This window comes from [Acidovorax] ebreus TPSY (assembly GCF_000022305.1).
Taxonomy (GTDB): domain Bacteria; phylum Pseudomonadota; class Gammaproteobacteria; order Burkholderiales; family Burkholderiaceae_C; genus Diaphorobacter; species Diaphorobacter nitroreducens.
The window spans coordinates 1,463,212-1,481,317 of sequence record NC_011992.1 but is presented as its reverse complement, the minus strand read 5'-3'; the positions used below and the strand labels follow the sequence as shown (position 1 = coordinate 1,481,317).

Here is an 18,106-nt window from a genome sequence, read left to right as displayed (position 1 = left end):
CCGGCGCAGCGGGTGCGCCGTTAATGTGGGGATAACGCGCCGTTTCTAGAATGCGGGCTTTTGCCAAGCGGGCCGCATGCACATCCTGATCGTCGAAGACAACGCGCTGGTGGCCAGCGGCATCCAGGCCGGGCTGGAGTTGCACGGCTTCACCAGCGACACCGCGGGCAGCGTGGCGCAGGCGCAGGCCCACATGACTAGTCGCCAGTTCGATGCCTGCGTGCTGGACTTAGGCCTGCCCGATGGCGACGGCATCAGCCTGCTGCGCCAGTGGCGCGCCAAGGGGTTGGCGCTGCCGGTGCTGATCCTTACCGCGCGCAGCACCATCGAGGACAAGGTGGCCGGCTTTCAGACCGGCACCGACGACTACCTGACCAAACCCTTCGACCTGCAGGAGCTGGTGCTGCGCCTGCGCGCCCTGCTGCGCCGCGCGGGCGGGCGCACCAGCGACCTGCTGGCGCTGGGCGACTGCCAGGTCAACATGGCCACCGGCGAAGTCACGCGCAACGGCGTGGCGATAGACATCTCGCGCCGCGAATGGGCTTTGCTGCAGGCCCTGCTGCAGGCGCACGGGCGCGTGCTGAGCGCGGCACAGCTGCATGACAGCCTGTACGGCCTGGACCAGGACGTGGGCAGCAACACCGTGAACGTGCACGTGCACCATCTGCGCAAGAAGCTGGGCGCCGATGTGATCGACACCGTGCGCGGCCTGGGCTTTCGGCTGGGCGCGCGCTACTGCGGCGGTGCGGCATGACGGCACGACCTATGCAAAGCCTGCGGGTTCGGCTGGTGCTGGGCCTGAGCCTGACCATTTGCATGGTCTGGAGCGGCGTGGCGATCTGGCAGTTCACCAACATGCAGCGCGAGCTGCGCACGCTGCTGGACGACCGCCTCATCGCATCGGCCCGGATGGTGGTGGGCATCGTGCAGCAGTTCCAGCAGGCCGAGCTGGCGGCAGCGCCGCGCGCCAGCAACGATGCGCTGCTGTCGGTCATTGGCCGCGATGGCGTGGCCTGCGAGGTGAGCCTGGTGCGCAGCGAAGTGGACATCCTGCCCATCGCGCGCACCAACAACATCCCGGACATGGCCTCTGCCGGCAGCGCGGGCTTTGGCCAGATCACCAAGGGCGGCAAGCAGTGGCGCACCTATGTGCTGGAGGACAAGGGGGTGCGCGTGGCCACCGCCGACCGGCTGGATGTGCGCGACCAATTGGTGCAGACCTTCGTGCGCACGCTGGTGCTGCCCTTCGTGCTGGCGCTTGCCGTCATCCTGCTGCTGACCTGGTGGATGGGCACGCGCAGCCTGCGCCCGCTGCAGCGCCTGCGCGAGGAGCTGGTGCAGCGCCCACCCCACGACCCCACGCCCGTGCAGTCGGGCCGCGACGTCAAGGAACTGGCCCCGCTGGTGGACAGCCTGAACCAGTTGCTGGCGCGCATGGACGCCAGCATGGAACACGAGCGCCGCTGGACCGCCGACGCGGCGCATGAGCTGCGCACGCCGCTCACCGCCATCAAGACCCATGTGCAGGTGGCGCAGTTGACACTTGCCGCGGGCAACAACAACGCCAGCCCCGACAAGGCCGCCAACGCACTGCGCCAAGCGGGCGAAGGCATTGACCACATGCACGCCACGCTGGAGCAACTGCTGCAGCTTGCACGCGTGGAAAGCGCCAGCGCGGGAGAGGCGCGCGCCACCGTGGGCACCGGCATCGCGCAGGCCTTCCGCCTGGCCTGCAGCCAGTCCCTGCAGCGTGCCGAGAACGAGGGCATTCAGTTGCCCTCCCCACCGCTGGACGCGGCAGAAATACCCGCCGACCCGGCAGCCTGGCAGGCAATACAGCTACCGCTGCCCCCCGCGCTGCTGGCCTGCGCCATCACCAACCTGATCGACAACGCGCTGCGCCATCACCAGGGCCCCGCCCCTGTGAGTGCCACGCTGCGCTGGCAAGCCGATGCTGCCGGCCCGGGCACGGTGGAAGTCTGTGTGCGCGACGAAGGCCCCGGCCTGACCCCTGCGGAGTGCGAGCAAGCGCTGCGGCGTTTCTGGCGCAAGTCCAGCTCCTCGCCCGGCAGCGGCCTGGGCCTGACGATCGTGCGCCGCATCGCCGAAAGCGCCCATGGCACGCTGACGCTGGAGCCGGCCCAGCCCGGCCTGCGGGCGCGGCTGTGCCTTCCGGCGCTGGCGGTGACCTCTTCGGCGGCAAAGGACTGACGCCGCCGTGGACCGCGTACTGCACCTGGGCCCACTGGTCCTGCCGTGGATGTTGCTGGTGCTCCTGGGCGCCTGGCAGTTGGGCACGATGGTGCATGAGCGACTGGCCGCACGGCGTGGCCTGACGGGCGGCCCGCATGGCTGGCGGCTGCCCCTGGTCGCACTGATCGCGGCGCGGCTGGGCTTCGTGCTGCGCTATGCGGATCTGTATGCCAGCGCGCCGGTGGCTGTGCTCGACATCCGCGACGGCGGGTGGTCGCCCTGGGCGGGCCTGGGCGCCGCGCTGCTCTATGTCGCGCTGCTGTGGCTGCGCCGCAGCCCATGGCGGCAGAGCGCCACGGCCGGGCTGGCCACATTCGCCGGCGTATGGCTGCTGGGTTGGGGCGTGCTGCAGGCTACGGCACCGCGCGAGCAGGCCGCCCTGCCCTCATGGCAAGGCGTGGCGCTGGATGCGCGCACGGTCGCCCTGCCAGAGCTGAAGGGGCAGCCCGTGGTGGTGAACCTGTGGGCCAGTTGGTGCCCACCCTGCCGGCGCGAGATGCCCGTCATACTGCAGGCGCGCGAGGCGCAGTCGCCCCAGTCACAGGTGCGTTTTCTGTGGGTGAACCAGGGGGAGCCTCCCGAGACAGTCGCCCGGTTTGCGGCGCAGCAGCGCCTGCCGGCCGCCGATGTGCTGCTGGACTCAGCGGGCCAGCTGGGTAGCGCGCTAGGTCACAAAGCCCTGCCCACCACCCTGTTCTATGACCGCCAGGGCCGCCTGGCCGCAGTGCGCGTGGGCGAGCTGTCGGCTGCCACGCTGGCCCAACACCTCGCGCTCATCAGCGGCCACTCCGCCCCTTAGCAACGCGGCCGCTGGCGCAAAGAGGTGCGCCGCCGGCATCACGACACGCCCTGCGGCGCGCCAGCCCCTTTCAGGAACGCATTGATGGGCAGCTGGATATAGGTACGCCCGTCGTCCTGCGCGGGCGGCAGCTTGCCGGCGCGCACATTGACCTGCACCGAAGGCAGGATGAGGGTGGGCATCGCCAGTGTGGCGTCCCGCGCGGTGCGCATCTGCACGAACGCGGCCTCGGTCACGCCCTCGTGCACATGGATGTTGCCGCTGCGTTGCTCTGCCACGGTGCTGACCCAGGCAGGTGCGCGGTTCTCGGGCGGATAGTCGTGGCACATGTGCAGTCGGGTGTGCGCGGGCAGCGCCAGCAGGCGCTGGATGGAGCGGTACAGCGTGGCGGCATCGCCACCCGGAAAGTCCGCGCGGGCCGTACCCACGTCGGGCATGAACAGCGTGTCGCCCACGAACACGTCGTCACCCACGCGGTAGGCCATGTCGGCAGGCGTATGGCCCGGCACATGCAGCGCCGTCAGCTCCAGCCCGCCGACATGGAAGGTCTCGCCGTCCTCGAACAGGTGGTCGAACTGGCTGCCGTCGGGCAGGAAGCTGCGCTCGAAATGGAACACGCTGCGAAAGAGCTGCTGCACCGCGCGGATGTGCGCGCCGATGGCGACCTTGCCGCCGAGGTGGTGGCGTATGTGCTGCGCGCCCGAGAGATGGTCGGCGTGTGCGTGGGTTTCCAGGATCCACTGCACCTGCCAGCCCTGGCGGCGCACGTATTCAATGATGCGGTCCGATGAGGCGCTGGTCAGCGTGCCGGACTTCGGCTCGAAATCCAGCACGGGGTCGATCACGGCCGCTTGGCCGGCGTCGGTGTCTGCGAGCACATAGCTCACGGTGCCCGTCACGGGGTCGAAGAAGGGCTCGATATGCATGGAGGCGTGGGGCATGAAGGTCCTTTCGCAATGAAGACGGAAGTGCCGAAGCAGCACCACCAACCAACAACAGTTTATTTTTTGATATATTATATGAAAACATATTGTCTTGCACCTCCATCATGATTAACGACGCCACGACCCTGGACCTGCCCGCCATGCGCGCCCATGCGGGCGAAGCCGTGACCATGCTCAAGCTGCTGGGCAACGAAGACCGGCTCATGCTGCTGTGCCAGCTGACCGAAGGCGAGCGCACCGTGGGTGAGCTGGAGCAGCTCACCGGCATCGGCCAGCCCACGCTGTCGCAGCAGTTGGGCGTATTGCGCCGCGACGGGCTGGTGCAAACCCGCCGTGAAGGCAAATTCATCTGGTACCAACTGGCGGACGACCGCGCACTGCAGCTGATGCAGGCCATCCATCGCCTTTTCTGCAAGCAAGGAGCTTGATCCCATGACCATCCTCTGGAATTCGTTCACCCCCTGGTCATCGCTGGCCGGCGGCATGCTGATCGGCCTGGCCGCGGCGCTGCTGATCGTGCTGCTGGGGCGCATCGCCGGCATCAGCGGCATCGTGGGCGCACTGCTGCAGCGCAGCAGCTGGGCCAGCGTTGCCAACTGGGGCTGGCGTGCGGCCTTCGTGATCGGCATGGTGGCGGCGCCATTGGTCTGGCAGCTCATCGCCCCCCTGCCCCCCATGGAGATGCCCAGTAACCCGCTGGTCATCGTGCTGGCCGGCCTGCTGGTCGGTTTTGGCACCCGGCTGGGGTCGGGCTGTACCAGCGGCCATGGCGTGTGCGGGCTGTCGCGCCTGTCGCTGCGCTCCCTGGCCGCCACCCTGACCTTCATCGGTGCCGGCGCCGCCACGGTGTTCGTGGTGCGTCACGTGCTGGCCTGACCCCATCTCAAGGAGAAACACCATGGCTTCTGCCATCGCATCACTGCTCGCCGGCCTGATCTTCGGACTGGGCCTGATCCTGTCGGGCATGGGCAATCCCGAAAAAGTACAGAACTTCCTGGACTTCTTCGGCGCATGGGACCCTTCGCTCGCCTTCGTCATGGGGGGCGCCATTTTTGTGGGGCTGGTGGCGTTCACCTGGGCCCGCAAGCGCAAGACCTCGCTGCTGGGAGACCCCATGCAGCTGCCCTCCTCCACCGCGGTGGACAAACGCCTGCTGACCGGCGCGGCGCTGTTCGGCATCGGCTGGGGCCTGGCGGGGTTCTGCCCCGGCCCGGCCGTGATGAACCTGGGGACGCTGCGCGGCGAGGTCTGGCTGTTCGTGGCCGCCATGCTGGCGGGGATGCAGCTGCAACACTTCTGGGATCGCCGCACGCGCTCCTGAAAAAATAGCTGGCAGCGCTTGTCATTGGCCGAATTCATCGCAGTAACGCATTGAAAACCAATACCAGCAAGCGCTATAAGCTCCTTAATTCATAGCGATGCACATGGACTCCCTGTTGTTTCTCCTCACCGCCGCACTGCCGTTGCTGTACCTTGTGCGGCACTGGGCGTGGGCACCTTCCGCCACACGCGCCCATACACGGTTGCGGCAGGAATGGTTTACCGCCATCGCGCAGCACAAGGGCACCGAAGTGCTGGGGGTCCAGACGCTACGCAACTCGCTCATGTCCTGCACCATGACGGCGACCACCGCCACCCTGGCCTTCATGGGCGGGCTCACGCTCACCCAGGGCCACTGGCCGTCGCAGTGGTGGCACCACGGTTTTCCACCGTTGGGCACCGACCAGGGGTTGGCCTTCTGGAACGCGTTCGCCGTGCTGGTGCTGCTGGCACTGGCATTTCTGACCTCGATGCTGGCGGCGCGCAACTACCACCACGCTGGCTTCGTGGTGGGCATGCCCGTGGAGTCCGCTGCGCGCCGGTCATGGCAGACCCTGGGCGAGCGCAGTCTGATGCGCGCGGGCCTGTACTACAGCCAGTCGCTGCGCCTCATGATCTGGGCGGTGCCGCTGGCGCTGTTCTACATCCACAGCCTGCTGGGCGCCGCCGTCGCGGTGGCGCTGTTCGTGTCGATGTGGGGCTGGCTGGACGTGGACCGCTGATGCCCTATTTGCCGCCGCCCAGGCGGTCCATCAAGCCGCCGCGAGAGCTGTCGGGGTTGGCCACTTGGCCGCTGGCGGACTCCACGGCAGTGACAAAGTAGCTCATCGCCTCGACGGCCTTGCTGCGCTCCTCACCGCTGTTGAGCGTCTCATCCACGCTGCGCCCATCGGCGGTGTGAACCCGCACCCAGCTACGCGGCGTATAGGCGATCTGGTCCACCAGCCGCAAGGGCACATCGAACGCCGTGGCGGGGTAGCCCAGCGCAGCGGCCTCGGCGCGCGAACGCGACCGCACGCGCACCGCCTGCCCGCCCCCCAAATGGAAGTCCGCGCCCGTGACCTCCGCCGCCTGATGGGGCAGGCCCACGGTGAGCACCGCCTGCGCCGGCTTCGCCGCGCTCCACGCCGCCGCCAGCACGGGGCACTGGGGCCGGGAGCACGCGGCACTCGCGGGCGCCACCGTCACGGTCTTTTTCCCTTCGGATTCGCCTTGCTGAATCTGCGGCACCAGCGTTTGCTGGCTGGCACAGCCCGCCAACACCAACGCTCCGAACGCACCCGCCCGCCAGAATTTCATGGATTCACTCCCACATAGAAAACCGCATGGTGCCATGCCCGCGGGCGAGATGCGGCAACCCTCGGAATCCTTCATGGGCCCGCTCCCGGAATAAGGCATCCGCGCCGACCGGCTCCGGCGTCGCCATTGCACGCTCTGCGCCAACGCGACGGCACGCGATGCGGCGCGCGGCTTTCACCGAGGCGCGCAGGAGGCGATCCGCCACCACACTGCCGGGCATTACCGCCCCCAGCAGGTCCGCCGACGGATTGCATGGCAGCCACCATGGCCGGGCTTACCACCAGTGCCCACCTTGCTAGGTCAGGGCCTGGATCGTTTGCTGGCCAGCGCATTCACCTGGCAGGCAACGCACTGAGGCCCGCCACCCCGCTCCGCGCATGGCCGCAAGCCGGCCGGCCAAGGAGTTGCGGGTCACGATGTGGGGGGCGTCGCCTCCCTCATGGCTTTGGCGAGCCCATGGTTGCCGCGGGACTCCAGTCCTTGAATCGCGCCCTCGCGGTCTTGCTCGCTGTGGTGCTGGTTCAGCTTGCGCTTTCCTTCCAGTCGCCCGAGACGGATCTCGATGCCCACGATATGCCGCAGTTGCTCATCCAGGTAGTCTGGCGGCGCATCGCCCATCTTCCACGGCTGTGCCTGCCCCGCCTCATGCTGGCGCGTTAGCAAGGCGACCACCCTGCGAACGAATTTCACATCGTCGCGGACATGAATCGTTCCGTGGGCATGGACAACCTCGTAGTTCCAGGTAGGCACGCGCCGATGCGTCTCCTGTTTACCGGGGTACCAGTTGGGAGAGATATAACCTTCGACGCCGCGGAAGACGACAAGCACTTGATCGCCGTCGCGTACCTCGCGCCAGATGGGATTGCCACGCGCCACATGCGCCAGCAGCATGTCGCCATCCAGAAAAAATGGAAGGTGGTTGGCCTCCAAACCGGCGGGAGTGTGTGTCACCAGCATGCCCAGCGCGTTCTCGCGGACGATGCGGTGAAGCTCCCCAATCCGGGACTCGGCGAATTGTGCAGGTAGGTACATAAAGTGCGTGGTGAAAAAAGTTGCCGGAAGCCTTTCAGCCAAGCGCCCGTTTGGCGCCTATCCAAACCCGCTGCGCAAAGGATGGACAGGCCCCTAAGGCTAGCAGCCTCATCGTCAGCACTAACGTGATGAGCGCTTCAAATGTGCGAGCGCCTGTCCAAATCCAGCGACTACGGGGCTAACTGCTCCCGCAAGGTTGCCAATATTTCTTCGGACAGCGCCGGGTTGCCTGCCGCCGTGGCGCGGGCGAGAACCAATGCACCAACCATGCTGCTAAGGGTCGCGATAGTCCGGGTACGCTTGGCCCCGTCATTACCCGGGAGCACGCTCATAAAGCGCTGGATGTTGCGCTCCACCCCCTGTGCAAAAACCTTTGACATCTCAGGCCCCGCTCTTGCAGCATCCGCCGCCAATGCCGCAGCAGGGCAACCCTCTCCAGGGTGATCGCGGTGGTTCACAGAAAGGTAGCCATGCACCAGCGCACGGAGTCTGGTTTCAGGCGCACCTTCCGCCTCCCGAGGCTCCCATCCGTCTAGCGGCGTGATCGTCCACTCAAACGCACGCAGGCACGCCTCGCGCGCGAGCGCATCCTTGGACTCAAAGTGTCGGTACAGCCCGCCGTGCGTCAAGCCTGCATCGCGTGTGATCTCGGCCACGCCCACGCCATCCAGGCCCTTCTCCCGATAAAGGCGCGCAGCGGCTTCCACGATTCCTTCGCGATTCTCGGCGGCCTGTGCTTTGCTCACTTTCATGCATTAGATGATACCCATCATCAAAACTCACTTATGATGACAACGATCATCAATAAATCACGCTCAACGCTTCGCAGGAGCTGGATTTCACAGTGGAAGGTGCAGCATGGATCGTCGGGTCGTCATCACTGGCTTGGGCTTGGTATCTCCTTTGGGGTGCAATGTGGAAGTGGCCTGGCAACGCCTGCTGGCTGGCCAGTCTGGGATCCGCACCCTGGCTGCAGCCGTGGGTGAAGGCACGGGTGTCTCCATCGCTGGACGGGTGCCAAGCCAGGAAGAGGATCCGCAAGCGGGGTGGAACGCCGAAGCTGTCGTCTCGGCGAAGGAGCTACGTCGCATGGACCGCTTCATCGCCTTTGCGTTGGGCGCGGCAGACCAAGCTCTGGCACACGCACGGTGGACCCATCCAAGCGTTGAGCAGCAAGAGCGTGCGGCGACCATCATCGGCTCCGGCGTGGGCGGCTTTAGCACCATCGCAGAAGCGGTGCGCACGACGGATGGCAAGGGGCCGCAGCGCTTGTCGCCTTTCACCGTACCCGCTTTCCTGGCCAATTTGGCGGCCGGACAGGTGTCGATCCGGCACCGGCTGAAGGGTCCGTTGGGTGCTCCGGTGACGGCCTGTGCGGCCAGCATTCAAGCCATTGGCGATGCAGCACGGCTGATCCGCAATGACGAAGCGGATATGGTGCTCTGCGGCGGCAGCGAAGCCACCATTGACCGGGTTGCGCTGGGCAGCTTTGCCGCCGCGAAAGCAGTAACGACCTACAGTGACGGCGATCCCGCAAAGGCTTCGCGCCCCTTTGACCTGGCTCGGAACGGCTTTGTCATGGCCGAGGGTGCGGGCCTGTTGGTGCTGGAGGTCCTGGATCATGCATTGGCGCGTGGTGCCACGCCGCTGGCCGAGATCGTGGGCTACGGCACCTCCGCTGATGCATACCATGTCACCTCCGGGCCGGAGGATGGCTCTGGCGCCGCACGATCAATGCGCGCCGCGTTGCGCCAGGCACAGCTGCAGCCTTGGGATATTCAACGTAAGCGCACGGTCATCCCACCCTTGAGGGCGGCGGCGTAAGCGGCAACGATGGTGTCCACCAAACCAGATAGGTGGACACCATGACCGAAGCCCAGAACAAGACCCGTCGGCGCCACAGCGCCGAGCTCAAGCAGCAGATCCTGGCCGAGTGCGCCCAGCCCGGTGCATCGGTGGCCAGCGTGGCGCTCTCGCACGGCATCAACGCCAACGTCGTGCACAAATGGCGCCGACTGGCCCATGCCCCCAGCACAGATATGCAAGTTCCCACCTTCGTGCCGGTGACGCTGCCTGCGCCCAGCTGTGCGCCGGCCCCAGACATCCGCATCGAGTTGCGCCGTGGCGCTACCAGCATCTCGCTGACCTGGCCGGTCTGCGCGGCCGAGCACTGCGCGGCCTGGATGCGGGACCTGCTCAAGTGATCCGCATCGACGCCCTGTGGCTGGCTACCGAGCCGCTGGACATGCGTGCCGGCACAGACACCGCGCTGGCCCGTGTGGTGGCCGTCTTCGGTGCTGCGCGTCCGCATCACGCCTACCTGTTTGCCAACCGGAGAGCCAGCCGCATGAAGGTGTTGGTGCACGACGGCATTGGGGTGTGGCTGGCGGCGCGGCGCCTGAACAGCGGCAAGTTCGTCTGGCCGCGTGACGGTGCGTTGACCACCACGCTCAGCCGCTCGCAGTTCGACGCTCTGGTGCTCGGGTTGCCTTGGCAGCGCCTGGGCGATGGTGGCCTCATCACCGTGCTCTGAATCTGATCGCTGACATGCGGCCTGCCAATCGGTGCATGTGCCAATGGCGTGGCGTTACCGGCGCTGGCACAGTCATGCCCATGGTCGTAGAGCCGCAATCCCTGGATAGTCTGAGTCCCGAGCAATTGCGCTCGGCGCTGCTGTCCATGCTGCAAGCCGCTGCTGCCAAGGACCAGGAGCTTGCCTTCAAGCAGACCCTCATCGACAAGCTCACGCACGAGAACGCGCTCTTGAAGCGCATGAAGTTCGCCGCCCAATCAGAGCGCTTCAGCCCTGAGCAGAAGAGCCTGCTCGACGACGAGATCGAAGCGGACCTGGCGGCCGTGGCCAGCGAGATCGACGCGCTGGCGCAGACGCAAGCACCGGCCACCCCCGAGAAGAGACAGGCCAAGCGGATGCCCTTGCCGGCGCACCTGCCACGCCGCGAGATCCGCCACGAACCCACGTCCACCACGTGCGCGTGTGGCTGCCAGATGAAACGCGTGGGCGAGGACGTGGCCGAGAAGCTGGACTATGTGCCCGGCGTCTTCAGTGTCGAGCGCCACATCCGCGGCAAGTGGGCCTGCGCCCGGTGCGAGACCATTCAACAAGCGCCGGTCGAGGCGCACGTCATCGACAAAGGTATCCCCACCACCGGCCTGCTGGCCCAGGTGCTGGTGGGCAAGTACGCCGATCACCTGCCGCTGTACCGGCAGGAGGCGATCTTCGGCCGCGCTGGCCTGGCCATCCCTCGCTCGACCCTGGCGCAGTGGGTGGGCACCTGCGGGGTGCGGCTGCAGCCGCTGGTCGATGCCCTGAAGACCGAGATCCTCAGCCACCGGGTGCTACACGCCGATGAGACGCCGGTGGCCATGCTCAAGCCCGGCGATGGCAAGACGCACCGCGCCTACCTCTGGGCCTATGCGCCGGGGGCCTTCGAGAGCATCAAGGCTGTGGTCTACGACTTCTGCGAATCCCGCTCGGGCGAACACGCCCGGCGCTTCCTGGGCCACGGCACCGACAAGGCCTGGAAGGGCTGCCTGACCTGCGACGACTTCAGCGGCTACAAGGCCTTGATCGCCAGCGGCGTGACCGAGGTGGGCTGTCTGGCCCATGCCCGGCGCAAGTTCTTCGACCTGCACGCGGCCAACCAGAGCCAGATCGCCGAGTTCGCCCTGCAGCAGTTCGCCCGGGTCTATGAGATCGAGCGGGACGTCAAAGAGCTGGACACCGAGCAACGGCAAGCCGTTCGGCAGCAGCAGACCCGGCCGATCCTGGACGCTCTTAACGAGTGGATGACGCTGCAACGGCGCCAGGTGCCCGACGGATCAGCAACCGCCAAGGCGCTGGACTACAGCCTGCGGCGCTGGGATGCGCTGACCCGATTCGTGGATGACGGACAACTGCCGGTCGACAACAACTGGATCGAGAACCAGATCCGGCCCATTGCCATCGGTCGTAACAACTGGCTGTTTGCCGGCAGCCTGCGTGCGGGCCAGCGAGCGGCCGCCGTCATGAGCCTGATCCAGTCGGCCCGTATGAACGGGCACGACCCGTATGCCTACCTCAAGGACGTGCTCACGCGACTGCCCACGCACAAGGCCAGCCGCATCGTCGAGCTCCTGCCACACCGCTGGAAACCCGCCGACGCCTGATCACCGGCCTCGGTAGGCCTGGGTTTGCCGGACGCTTACTATTCAACACCTGAATGCGCACGCGACCTCCACTCTCGTGGGAGACCGAGGCGAGTTGGCAGCCATTCGACAAGTGTTTGGAGCCGGCTCTGGCCCATCCATCACAGCCACCAAATCCGCCGTGGGTCACATGCTGGGAGCCGCTGGCGGGGCCGCTGCGATCTTTACCGTATTGGCATTGCGCGACCAAATGGCGCCACCTGTGCTCAACCTAGAACATCCAGATCCATTGGCCGACGGCCTGGATCTGATCGCTGGGAGTGCGCGTGCCCATGCCATAGAGCACGCCATGCTCAACGGATTTGGTTTTGGCGGTGTGAATGCGTCTCTGGTTCTGAAGAGATTTACAGCCTTACCCATATCTTGACCAGAAGCCTCAATAGACAACATCACACATGCCACGTCTATGAGGTTTTGCAGCACGTTGGGTAAGTGCCTCTCCGTCCCCGCGAGCAACGATTGCACTGAATCACCAAAGCCTGGGATGGCGCGCTGAACCCCGTGGCTTGAAGCGTTACCGGGCCGCTCTTCGCGGCCTTTTTGCGCTTGCAGCGCGACAAGCGATCTGATGCACAGCCTGAGGTCTCAAGGGCACGTCCCAAAGACTTCCCGCACATTGCGCAAAAAAAGCCCGCGAGCATGCGCTCGCGGGCGTATCCATTTACGCGAAAACAATCCACAAATCCACAAGGTAGCCACGTAGCCACCTCGTGCGGAACTTCTTCCAAGGTTCCTAGCACAAATTTTGCATAAAGCAAAATTTGGCCAAACGTCAAATAAACCATAACGTGGCCAGATGGCCACTTTATGCCTTACGCCACAGTTCTCCAGAGTGTGGCGGTGTCTTGAGTGGTGGAGCTGGCGGGAATTGAACCCGCGTCCGCAAGCCTTCTTCGGGCAGATCTACATGTTTAGTGCTCTGTTTTGAATCTCACATCTCACATCGCGCAGGCACACGCTACGCAAGATGCCAGCACCCTTGAATCTCATGCCATGCCAAGGTACCCGGCATGCCACCAGCTGATGTAAATTCCCTTGCAGCCTGGAGGCCTTGCGGCCCCCTTGCCCAGCCCATCAGCGTGCTGTTGCAAGGCTCACCGGTATTTAAGCGGCGAGTGCGAAACGTTCGTCGTTTGCAGTTAGTTTAGTGAATGGAGATTTACGAGCGTCACTCAAGCTCGACATGCACCGCTCCGATTCCGAACCCACGTCGAAACCGGGACAGCCCCTTGGATGACTATTTTAGTCCAGGCCCATCAATTTCAAGAGGTCAAGGGGGGAATAAATCTCTGCATCCGCGCCCCAACTCTTCGGGGAGGCGCCCGAGCCAAGATAGCCGTACATGGCCACCACGGTTTTCATGCCTGCAGCTTGCCCTGCCTGAATATCTCTTTCGTCGTCACCGACGTAAATACACTCGTACGGCTCCAGCCCAAGACGCCGTGCAGCCTCCCACAAAGGCTCTGGGTGGGGCTTGGAATACGCAGTGGTGTCTCCACTGACGATGGCCCCCGCATTGGCGAAAAGCGCCACGCGCTGGGCGATGAGCGAGGTAAAACGCTCCACTTTATTGGTCACCACACCCCATTTCAACGGACGATGCTCAAGAGTAGCCACCAATTCCTGGATGCCAGGAAACAATGCCGTTTGATCGTGGATGCATTGCTCGTAGTTGGTGAAAAACTCTTCCCTCAAGCCGGGAAAGTCCGGATGGTCCGGCGTGATACCGAATGCCACCGACAACATACCCCTCGCGCCCGCGCCGGCCAGGGGACGATAGGCCTCCAGCGGCAGCGAAGGGAGCCCGCGGACGGACCGCAACTGGTCCGCAGCAAAGCCCAGGTCAGGCGCACTATCGATCAAGGTGCCATCCAGGTCGAACAACACCCCGCGCACCGCCGTGAAAGACACCTCGCTCATGCAGTGGGTCGCCTGGTAGCGAACAGGTAATTCACATCGGTATCCCCGCTCAGCCAATAGCGGCCGGTTACGGGGTTGTACTGCATGCCGCGCGTATGCAACACATCAAGGCCCGCCTGGCGGCATGCGGATGCCAGCTCACTAGGGCGGATGAATTTGGCGTACTCATGCGTTCCCTGGGGCAGCATCTTGAGCAGGTATTCCGCCCCAACGATCGCCAACGCAAAGGCCTTCGCATTCCGGTTGATCGTAGAGAAGAACACCCATCCGCCTGGCTTGACGAGGCGCGCGCATGCGGCCACGACCGACTGGGGATCGGGCACGTGCTCCAGCATCTCCATGCAGGTGACCGTGTCGAACGACCCAGGACACTCGTTTGCCAACTCCTCGACGCTGATCTCCCGGTACTGTACGCGCGGCGTTTCCGCCTCCAGGGCATGGAGCCGCGCCACGCGCAATGCCTTGGACGCCAGGTCGATCCCCGTGACTTCTGCCCCCTTGCGGGCCATGGAGTCCGACAGAATTCCCCCGCCGCACCCCACGTCGAGAACCTTGCGCCCTTCCAGAGGCGAGAGTTGATTGATCCAATCCAGCCGCAACGGATTGATTTGGTGCAGCGGACGGAATTCGCTGTCGGGGTCCCACCAGCGATGGGCCAGTTCCGAAAACTTGGCCAACTCAGCGGGATCGGCGTTTACAGAAACAGTCATGTTTTCATTGTCCCATCTGCAACGAGCAAGGCATAAAAAAAGCCCCGTTGCCGGGGCTTTTTTGTGACCGATGGATCGATCAGTTGGCGCGGGTACCAACCACTTCGATTTCCACGCGGCGGTTCTTGGCGCGACCTTCCTTGGTCTTGTTGTCCGCCACGGGCTGCTTTTCGCCCTTCCCTTCGGTGTAGACGCGGTTCTTTTCGATGCCCTTGGACACCAAGTAAGCCTTCACGGCTTCAGCGCGACGCACGGACAGCTTCTGGTTGTATGCGTCGGTACCGATGGAGTCGGTGTGACCCACGGCAATGATCACTTCCAGGTTGATGCCCTTGACCTTGGAAACCAGGTCGTCCAACTTGGCCTTGCCTTCGGGCTTGAGGACGGACTTGTCGAAGTCGAAGAAAGCGTCGGCTGCATAGGTCACCTTGCTAGCGATAGCAGGTGCGGGGGCAGGAGCGGCAGGAGCTGCGGCTGCGGGAGCGGGTGCAGCTGCGGGAGCAGGAGCAGCAGCCTTCACCAGAGCGCCGTCGCAACCTTCGGCAGCGGTTGCGGGGGTCCAGTTGGCGTCGCGCCAGCACAGTTCATTCGTGCCGTTCTTCCAGACCAGCTCACCCGAGCCGTTTTGCCAGTTATCGATGACCTTACCGCCGTCTGCCGCCTTCACTTGAGCAACAGCCGAGGTAGCAAGCACAGCAGAGGCCAACAACATCGCCACTTTGTTCAGTTTCTTCATGGTTCTCCTCTTGGGGAAAAAGCCGCAGCCGCGCTGCGAATCAGGGACGTCGTCAGTGACCATCACCAAAAACGTTGAAATGATTGTGCCATACGTAACAAGGCCGGGGCTGCTTTGACGAGGTGCAAACCGTAGGACAAAAGCGCAATCCCAGGGATGTGTTGCTCAGCTACTACAGGGCGTTGCACCTAAAATGGCCGCATCCTGCCGCCACCCCTCCGTCGACATGACCCAGTTTGCCAAAGAAACCCTGCCCATCAGTCTCGAAGAGGAGATGCGGCGCAGTTACCTGGATTACGCAATGAGCGTGATCGTCGGGCGCGCCCTGCCCGACGCGCGGGATGGCCTGAAGCCTGTGCACCGGCGCGTGCTGTTTGCCATGCACGAGCTCAACAACGATTGGAACCGGCCTTATAAGAAGTCCGCCCGTATCGTCGGTGACGTGATCGGTAAGTACCACCCCCACGGCGACAGCGCGGTATACGACACGATCGTGCGCATGGCGCAAGACTTCTCTCTGCGCCACATGCTGGTGGACGGCCAAGGCAACTTCGGCTCAGTGGACGGCGACAGCGCCGCGGCAATGCGCTATACCGAAATCCGCCTGTCAAAAATAGCGCACGAGATGCTGGCGGACATCGACAAGGAAACGGTCGATTTCGGCCCGAACTACGACGGCAGCGAGAAGGAACCGCTGGTGCTGCCGAGCAAGCTGCCCAACCTGCTGGTCAACGGATCGGCCGGCATCGCCGTGGGCATGGCAACCAACATCCCGCCGCACAACCTCAATGAGGTGGTGGATGCCTGCTTGCACCTGCTGCGCCAGCCTGACGCGACGGTGGACGAACTCATGGAGATCATCCCCGCGCCCGACTTCCCCACGGCCGGCATCATCTACGGCATCAACGGGGTCAAGGAAGGCTACCGCACGGGCCGCGGCAAGGTGGTGATGCGCGCCAAGTGCCACTTCGAGGACATCGACAAGGGCCAGCGCCAGGCCATCATCGTTGACGAGCTGCCCTACCAGGTCAACAAGAAGACGCTACAGGAGCGCATGGCCGAGCTGGTGCACGAGAAGAAGCTCGAAGGCATCAGCCACATCCAAGACGAGTCGGACAAATCCGGCATGCGCCTGGTGATCGAACTCAAGCGCGGCGAAGTACCCGAGGTGGTGCTCAACAACCTGTACAAGCAGACCCAGCTGCAAGACACCTTTGGCATGAACATGGTGGCGCTGGTGGATGGCCAGCCCAAGCTGTGCAACCTGAAGGACCTGATCAAGGTCTTCCTGCAGCACCGCCGTGAAGTGGTCACGCGCCGCACGGTGTTCGAGCTGCGCAAGGCCCGCGAGCGCGGCCACGTGCTGGAAGGCCTGGCCGTGGCGCTGGCCAACATCGACGAGTTCATCCGCATCATCCGTGAGTCGCCCACGCCGCCCGTGGCCAAGGCCGAACTGATGGCGCGTTCCTGGGACAGCCAGCTGGTGCGCGAGATGCTCACGCGCACGCGCGCCGATGGCGGCGTGGTCAACGCGGACGACTACCGCCCCGAAGGGCTGGAACGCGAGTTCGGCATGCAGGATGGCGGCCTGTACCGCCTGTCGGACACGCAGGCCCAGGAAATCCTGCAGATGCGCCTGCAGCGCCTGACGGGCCTGGAGCAGGACAAGATCGTGGCCGAGTACAAGGACGTCATGTCGGTCATCGAGGACCTGCTAGACATTCTGGCCAAGCCCGCGCGCGTGTCCACGATCATCGGCGAAGAGCTTTCCACGCTGCGCCAGGAGTTCGGCCAGTCCAAGGTGGGTGCGCGCCGCAGCACCATCGAGCACAGCGCCCAGGACCTGTCCACCGAGGACCTGATCACGCCCACCGACATGGTGGTCACGCTGTCGCACACCGGCTATATCAAGAGCCAGCCACTGTCCGAATACCGCGCGCAAAAGCGCGGCGGGCGCGGCAAGCAGGCGGCGGCGACCAAGGAAGACGACTGGATCGACCAGCTCTTCATTGCCAATACGCACGACTACATCTTGTGCTTCTCCAACCGCGGCCGGCTGTACTGGCTCAAGGTGTGGGAAGTGCCCTCCGGCTCGCGCAACTCGCGAGGGCGCCCCATCGTCAACATGTTCCCGCTGGCCGAGGGCGAAAAAATCAACGTCGTGCTGCCCCTGACGGGCGGCATGCGTACCTTTCCCGCCGACCACTATGTGTTCATGGCGACCAGCATGGGCACGGTGAAGAAGACCGCACTGGACGAGTTCAGCAACCCCCGCAAGGGCGGCATCATCGCGGTGAATTTGGATGATGGCGACTACCTCATCGGCGCGGCGCTGACCGACGGCCAGCACGACGTGATGCTGTTCTCCGACGGCGGCAAGGCCGTGCGCTTCGACGAGAACGACGTGCGGCCGCTGGGCCGCCAGGCGCGCGGCGTGCGCGGCATGATGCTGGAGGACGGCCAGAGCGTGATCGCCATGCTGGTGGCTGAGGATGAGAACCAGAGCGTGCTCACCGCCACCGAGAACGGCTACGGCAAGCGCACGAGCATCGTCGAGTACACCCGCCATGGGCGCGGCACCAAGGGCATGATCGCCATCCAGCAAAGCGAGCGCAACGGCAAGGTCGTGGCCGCCACGCTGGTGCATGCCGACGACGAGATCATGCTGATCACCGATACCGGCGTGCTGGTGCGCACCCGCGTGTCCGAGATCCGCGAACTGGGCCGCGCCACGCAGGGCGTGACGCTGATCTCGCTGGACGAAGGCGCCAAGCTCAGCGGACTGCAGCGCATCGTGGAGAACGACGCGAACGCCGCCGATCTCGATGCAGCCGACGCCCCGCCGCCTGCTGACGCCTGAAACCGCTTCCAAAACGATAGCTGCCAG

General features: G+C 64.6%; 18 protein-coding genes, 1 other RNA gene and 2 pseudogenes. 13 read left to right on the top strand and 8 right to left on the bottom strand.

Annotated elements, in window-relative coordinates:
- Window positions 1-76 precede the first annotated feature (76 nt).
- Genes DTPSY_RS07095 through DTPSY_RS07085 form a run of 3 tightly spaced genes read left to right on the top strand, consistent with a single transcriptional unit; the run spans window position 77 to window position 3,052 of the window.
- A complete protein-coding gene (locus tag DTPSY_RS07095) occupies window positions 77-754 on the top strand; it encodes a response regulator (protein ID WP_015913018.1) in 678 nt (225 codons plus the stop codon).
- Window positions 751-2,211: an ATP-binding protein gene (locus DTPSY_RS07090; protein WP_015913017.1), complete on the top strand. Its 1,461-nt coding sequence runs from the start codon at window positions 751-753 to the stop codon at window positions 2,209-2,211. The genes DTPSY_RS07095 and DTPSY_RS07090 overlap by 4 nt, the downstream gene beginning before the upstream one ends.
- Window positions 2,212-2,218: 7 nt before the next feature.
- A complete protein-coding gene (locus DTPSY_RS07085) occupies window positions 2,219-3,052 on the top strand; it encodes a TlpA disulfide reductase family protein (RefSeq protein ID WP_041838819.1) in 834 nt (277 codons plus the stop codon).
- A 38-nt stretch (window positions 3,053-3,090) separates the two neighbouring features.
- Here DTPSY_RS07085 and DTPSY_RS07080 read toward each other — a convergent pair whose 3' ends face one another.
- On the bottom strand, window positions 3,091-3,993 hold the full coding sequence (locus DTPSY_RS07080; RefSeq protein ID WP_015913015.1) for an MBL fold metallo-hydrolase: 903 nt from the start codon (window positions 3,991-3,993) through the stop codon (window positions 3,091-3,093).
- A 107-nt stretch (window positions 3,994-4,100) separates the two neighbouring features.
- On the opposite strand from DTPSY_RS07080, the gene DTPSY_RS07075 reads away from it, so the two are divergent.
- The 4 genes from DTPSY_RS07075 (at window position 4,101) to DTPSY_RS07060 (ending at window position 6,038) form a co-directional block, all read left to right on the top strand.
- Window positions 4,101-4,424 (top strand): ArsR/SmtB family transcription factor, encoded by a 324-nt coding sequence (locus DTPSY_RS07075; RefSeq protein WP_011805640.1) that lies wholly within the window; start codon window positions 4,101-4,103, stop codon window positions 4,422-4,424.
- 4 nt (window positions 4,425-4,428) lie between these two features.
- Window positions 4,429-4,872: a YeeE/YedE family protein gene (locus tag DTPSY_RS07070; protein ID WP_011805641.1), complete on the top strand. Its 444-nt coding sequence runs from the start codon at window positions 4,429-4,431 to the stop codon at window positions 4,870-4,872.
- 22 nt (window positions 4,873-4,894) lie between these two features.
- Window positions 4,895-5,317: a YeeE/YedE family protein gene (locus tag DTPSY_RS07065; RefSeq protein ID WP_015913014.1), complete on the top strand. Its 423-nt coding sequence runs from the start codon at window positions 4,895-4,897 to the stop codon at window positions 5,315-5,317.
- Window positions 5,318-5,420: 103 nt separating this feature from the next.
- Window positions 5,421-6,038 (top strand): DUF599 family protein, encoded by a 618-nt coding sequence (locus DTPSY_RS07060; protein WP_238526582.1) that lies wholly within the window; start codon window positions 5,421-5,423, stop codon window positions 6,036-6,038.
- Between the two features lie 4 nt (window positions 6,039-6,042).
- On the opposite strand, the gene DTPSY_RS07055 is transcribed toward DTPSY_RS07060, so the two are convergent.
- From DTPSY_RS07055 to DTPSY_RS07045, 3 genes are all read right to left on the bottom strand, one after another.
- On the bottom strand, window positions 6,043-6,615 hold the full coding sequence (locus DTPSY_RS07055; RefSeq protein ID WP_015913012.1) for a hypothetical protein: 573 nt from the start codon (window positions 6,613-6,615) through the stop codon (window positions 6,043-6,045).
- A gap of 411 nt (window positions 6,616-7,026) precedes the next feature.
- Complete coding sequence (locus DTPSY_RS07050) at window positions 7,027-7,647, bottom strand: FMN-binding negative transcriptional regulator (RefSeq protein WP_015913011.1); 621 nt, start codon at window positions 7,645-7,647, stop codon at window positions 7,027-7,029.
- Window positions 7,648-7,817: 170 nt separating this feature from the next.
- Complete coding sequence (locus tag DTPSY_RS07045) at window positions 7,818-8,399, bottom strand: TetR/AcrR family transcriptional regulator (protein WP_015913010.1); 582 nt, start codon at window positions 8,397-8,399, stop codon at window positions 7,818-7,820.
- 106 nt (window positions 8,400-8,505) lie between these two features.
- On the opposite strand from DTPSY_RS07045, the pseudogene DTPSY_RS07040 reads away from it, so the two are divergent.
- From DTPSY_RS07040 to DTPSY_RS18020, 5 genes and pseudogenes are all read left to right on the top strand, one after another.
- Window positions 8,506-9,429, top strand: a pseudogene (locus DTPSY_RS07040) (beta-ketoacyl synthase N-terminal-like domain-containing protein); the annotation flags it as partial.
- 83 nt (window positions 9,430-9,512) lie between these two features.
- Window positions 9,513-9,851, top strand: coding sequence for an IS66-like element accessory protein TnpA (gene tnpA, locus DTPSY_RS07035; protein WP_015912731.1), 339 nt, complete (start codon window positions 9,513-9,515; stop codon window positions 9,849-9,851).
- Window positions 9,848-10,180 (top strand): IS66 family insertion sequence element accessory protein TnpB, encoded by a 333-nt coding sequence (tnpB, locus tag DTPSY_RS07030; RefSeq protein ID WP_015912732.1) that lies wholly within the window; start codon window positions 9,848-9,850, stop codon window positions 10,178-10,180. Before tnpA ends, tnpB begins: the two co-directional genes overlap by 4 nt.
- Before the next feature lie 74 nt (window positions 10,181-10,254).
- On the top strand, window positions 10,255-11,814 hold the full coding sequence (gene tnpC / locus DTPSY_RS07025) for an IS66 family transposase (RefSeq protein ID WP_015912733.1): 1,560 nt from the start codon (window positions 10,255-10,257) through the stop codon (window positions 11,812-11,814).
- A 40-nt stretch (window positions 11,815-11,854) separates the two neighbouring features.
- Window positions 11,855-12,220, top strand: a pseudogene (locus tag DTPSY_RS18020) (beta-ketoacyl-[acyl-carrier-protein] synthase II); the annotation flags it as partial.
- A gap of 483 nt (window positions 12,221-12,703) precedes the next feature.
- Here DTPSY_RS18020 and ssrA read toward each other — a convergent pair.
- The 4 genes from ssrA to ompA form a co-directional block, all read right to left on the bottom strand.
- Window positions 12,704-13,082, bottom strand: a transfer-messenger RNA (tmRNA) gene (gene ssrA, locus DTPSY_RS18015).
- 13 nt (window positions 13,083-13,095) lie between these two features.
- Entirely contained in the window at window positions 13,096-13,773 is a 678-nt protein-coding gene (locus DTPSY_RS07020; RefSeq protein WP_015913009.1) for an HAD-IA family hydrolase, read from the bottom strand.
- Window positions 13,770-14,483, bottom strand: coding sequence for a bifunctional 2-polyprenyl-6-hydroxyphenol methylase/3-demethylubiquinol 3-O-methyltransferase UbiG (ubiG, locus tag DTPSY_RS07015; RefSeq protein ID WP_011805662.1), 714 nt, complete (start codon window positions 14,481-14,483; stop codon window positions 13,770-13,772). The genes DTPSY_RS07020 and ubiG overlap by 4 nt, the downstream gene beginning before the upstream one ends.
- A 79-nt stretch (window positions 14,484-14,562) precedes the next feature.
- Window positions 14,563-15,219 carry an outer membrane protein OmpA gene (gene ompA / locus DTPSY_RS07010; protein WP_011805663.1) on the bottom strand — a complete coding sequence of 219 codons (657 nt, stop codon included), beginning with the start codon at window positions 15,217-15,219 and terminating at the stop codon, window positions 14,563-14,565.
- A 226-nt stretch (window positions 15,220-15,445) separates the two neighbouring features.
- Between ompA and gyrA the strand changes: the two genes are divergently transcribed.
- On the top strand, window positions 15,446-18,079 hold the full coding sequence (gene gyrA / locus DTPSY_RS07005) for a DNA gyrase subunit A (protein WP_015913008.1): 2,634 nt from the start codon (window positions 15,446-15,448) through the stop codon (window positions 18,077-18,079).
- Window positions 18,080-18,106: the final 27 nt, after the last annotated feature.

Bases quoted from the DNA above. Each gene is read 5' to 3' on its own strand.
- DTPSY_RS07095 (WP_015913018.1), top strand. From the start codon at position 77: ATGCACATCCTGATCGTCGAAGACAACGCGCTGGTGGCCAGCGGCATC.
- DTPSY_RS07090 (WP_015913017.1), top strand. From the start codon at position 751: ATGACGGCACGACCTATGCAAAGCCTGCGGGTTCGGCTGGTGCTGGGC.
- DTPSY_RS07080 (WP_015913015.1), bottom strand. From the start codon at position 3,993: ATGCCCCACGCCTCCATGCATATCGAGCCCTTCTTCGACCCCGTGACG.
- DTPSY_RS07075 (WP_011805640.1), top strand. From the start codon at position 4,101: ATGATTAACGACGCCACGACCCTGGACCTGCCCGCCATGCGCGCCCAT.
- DTPSY_RS07070 (WP_011805641.1), top strand. From the start codon at position 4,429: ATGACCATCCTCTGGAATTCGTTCACCCCCTGGTCATCGCTGGCCGGC.
- DTPSY_RS07065 (WP_015913014.1), top strand. From the start codon at position 4,895: ATGGCTTCTGCCATCGCATCACTGCTCGCCGGCCTGATCTTCGGACTG.
- DTPSY_RS07060 (WP_238526582.1), top strand. From the start codon at position 5,421: ATGGACTCCCTGTTGTTTCTCCTCACCGCCGCACTGCCGTTGCTGTAC.
- DTPSY_RS07055 (WP_015913012.1), bottom strand. From the start codon at position 6,615: ATGAAATTCTGGCGGGCGGGTGCGTTCGGAGCGTTGGTGTTGGCGGGC.
- DTPSY_RS07050 (WP_015913011.1), bottom strand. From the start codon at position 7,647: ATGTACCTACCTGCACAATTCGCCGAGTCCCGGATTGGGGAGCTTCAC.
- DTPSY_RS07045 (WP_015913010.1), bottom strand. From the start codon at position 8,399: ATGAAAGTGAGCAAAGCACAGGCCGCCGAGAATCGCGAAGGAATCGTG.
- tnpA (WP_015912731.1), top strand. From the start codon at position 9,513: ATGACCGAAGCCCAGAACAAGACCCGTCGGCGCCACAGCGCCGAGCTC.
- tnpC (WP_015912733.1), top strand. From the start codon at position 10,255: ATGCCCATGGTCGTAGAGCCGCAATCCCTGGATAGTCTGAGTCCCGAG.
- DTPSY_RS07020 (WP_015913009.1), bottom strand. From the start codon at position 13,773: ATGAGCGAGGTGTCTTTCACGGCGGTGCGCGGGGTGTTGTTCGACCTG.
- ubiG (WP_011805662.1), bottom strand. From the start codon at position 14,483: ATGACTGTTTCTGTAAACGCCGATCCCGCTGAGTTGGCCAAGTTTTCG.
- ompA (WP_011805663.1), bottom strand. From the start codon at position 15,219: ATGAAGAAACTGAACAAAGTGGCGATGTTGTTGGCCTCTGCTGTGCTT.
- gyrA (WP_015913008.1), top strand. From the start codon at position 15,446: ATGACCCAGTTTGCCAAAGAAACCCTGCCCATCAGTCTCGAAGAGGAG.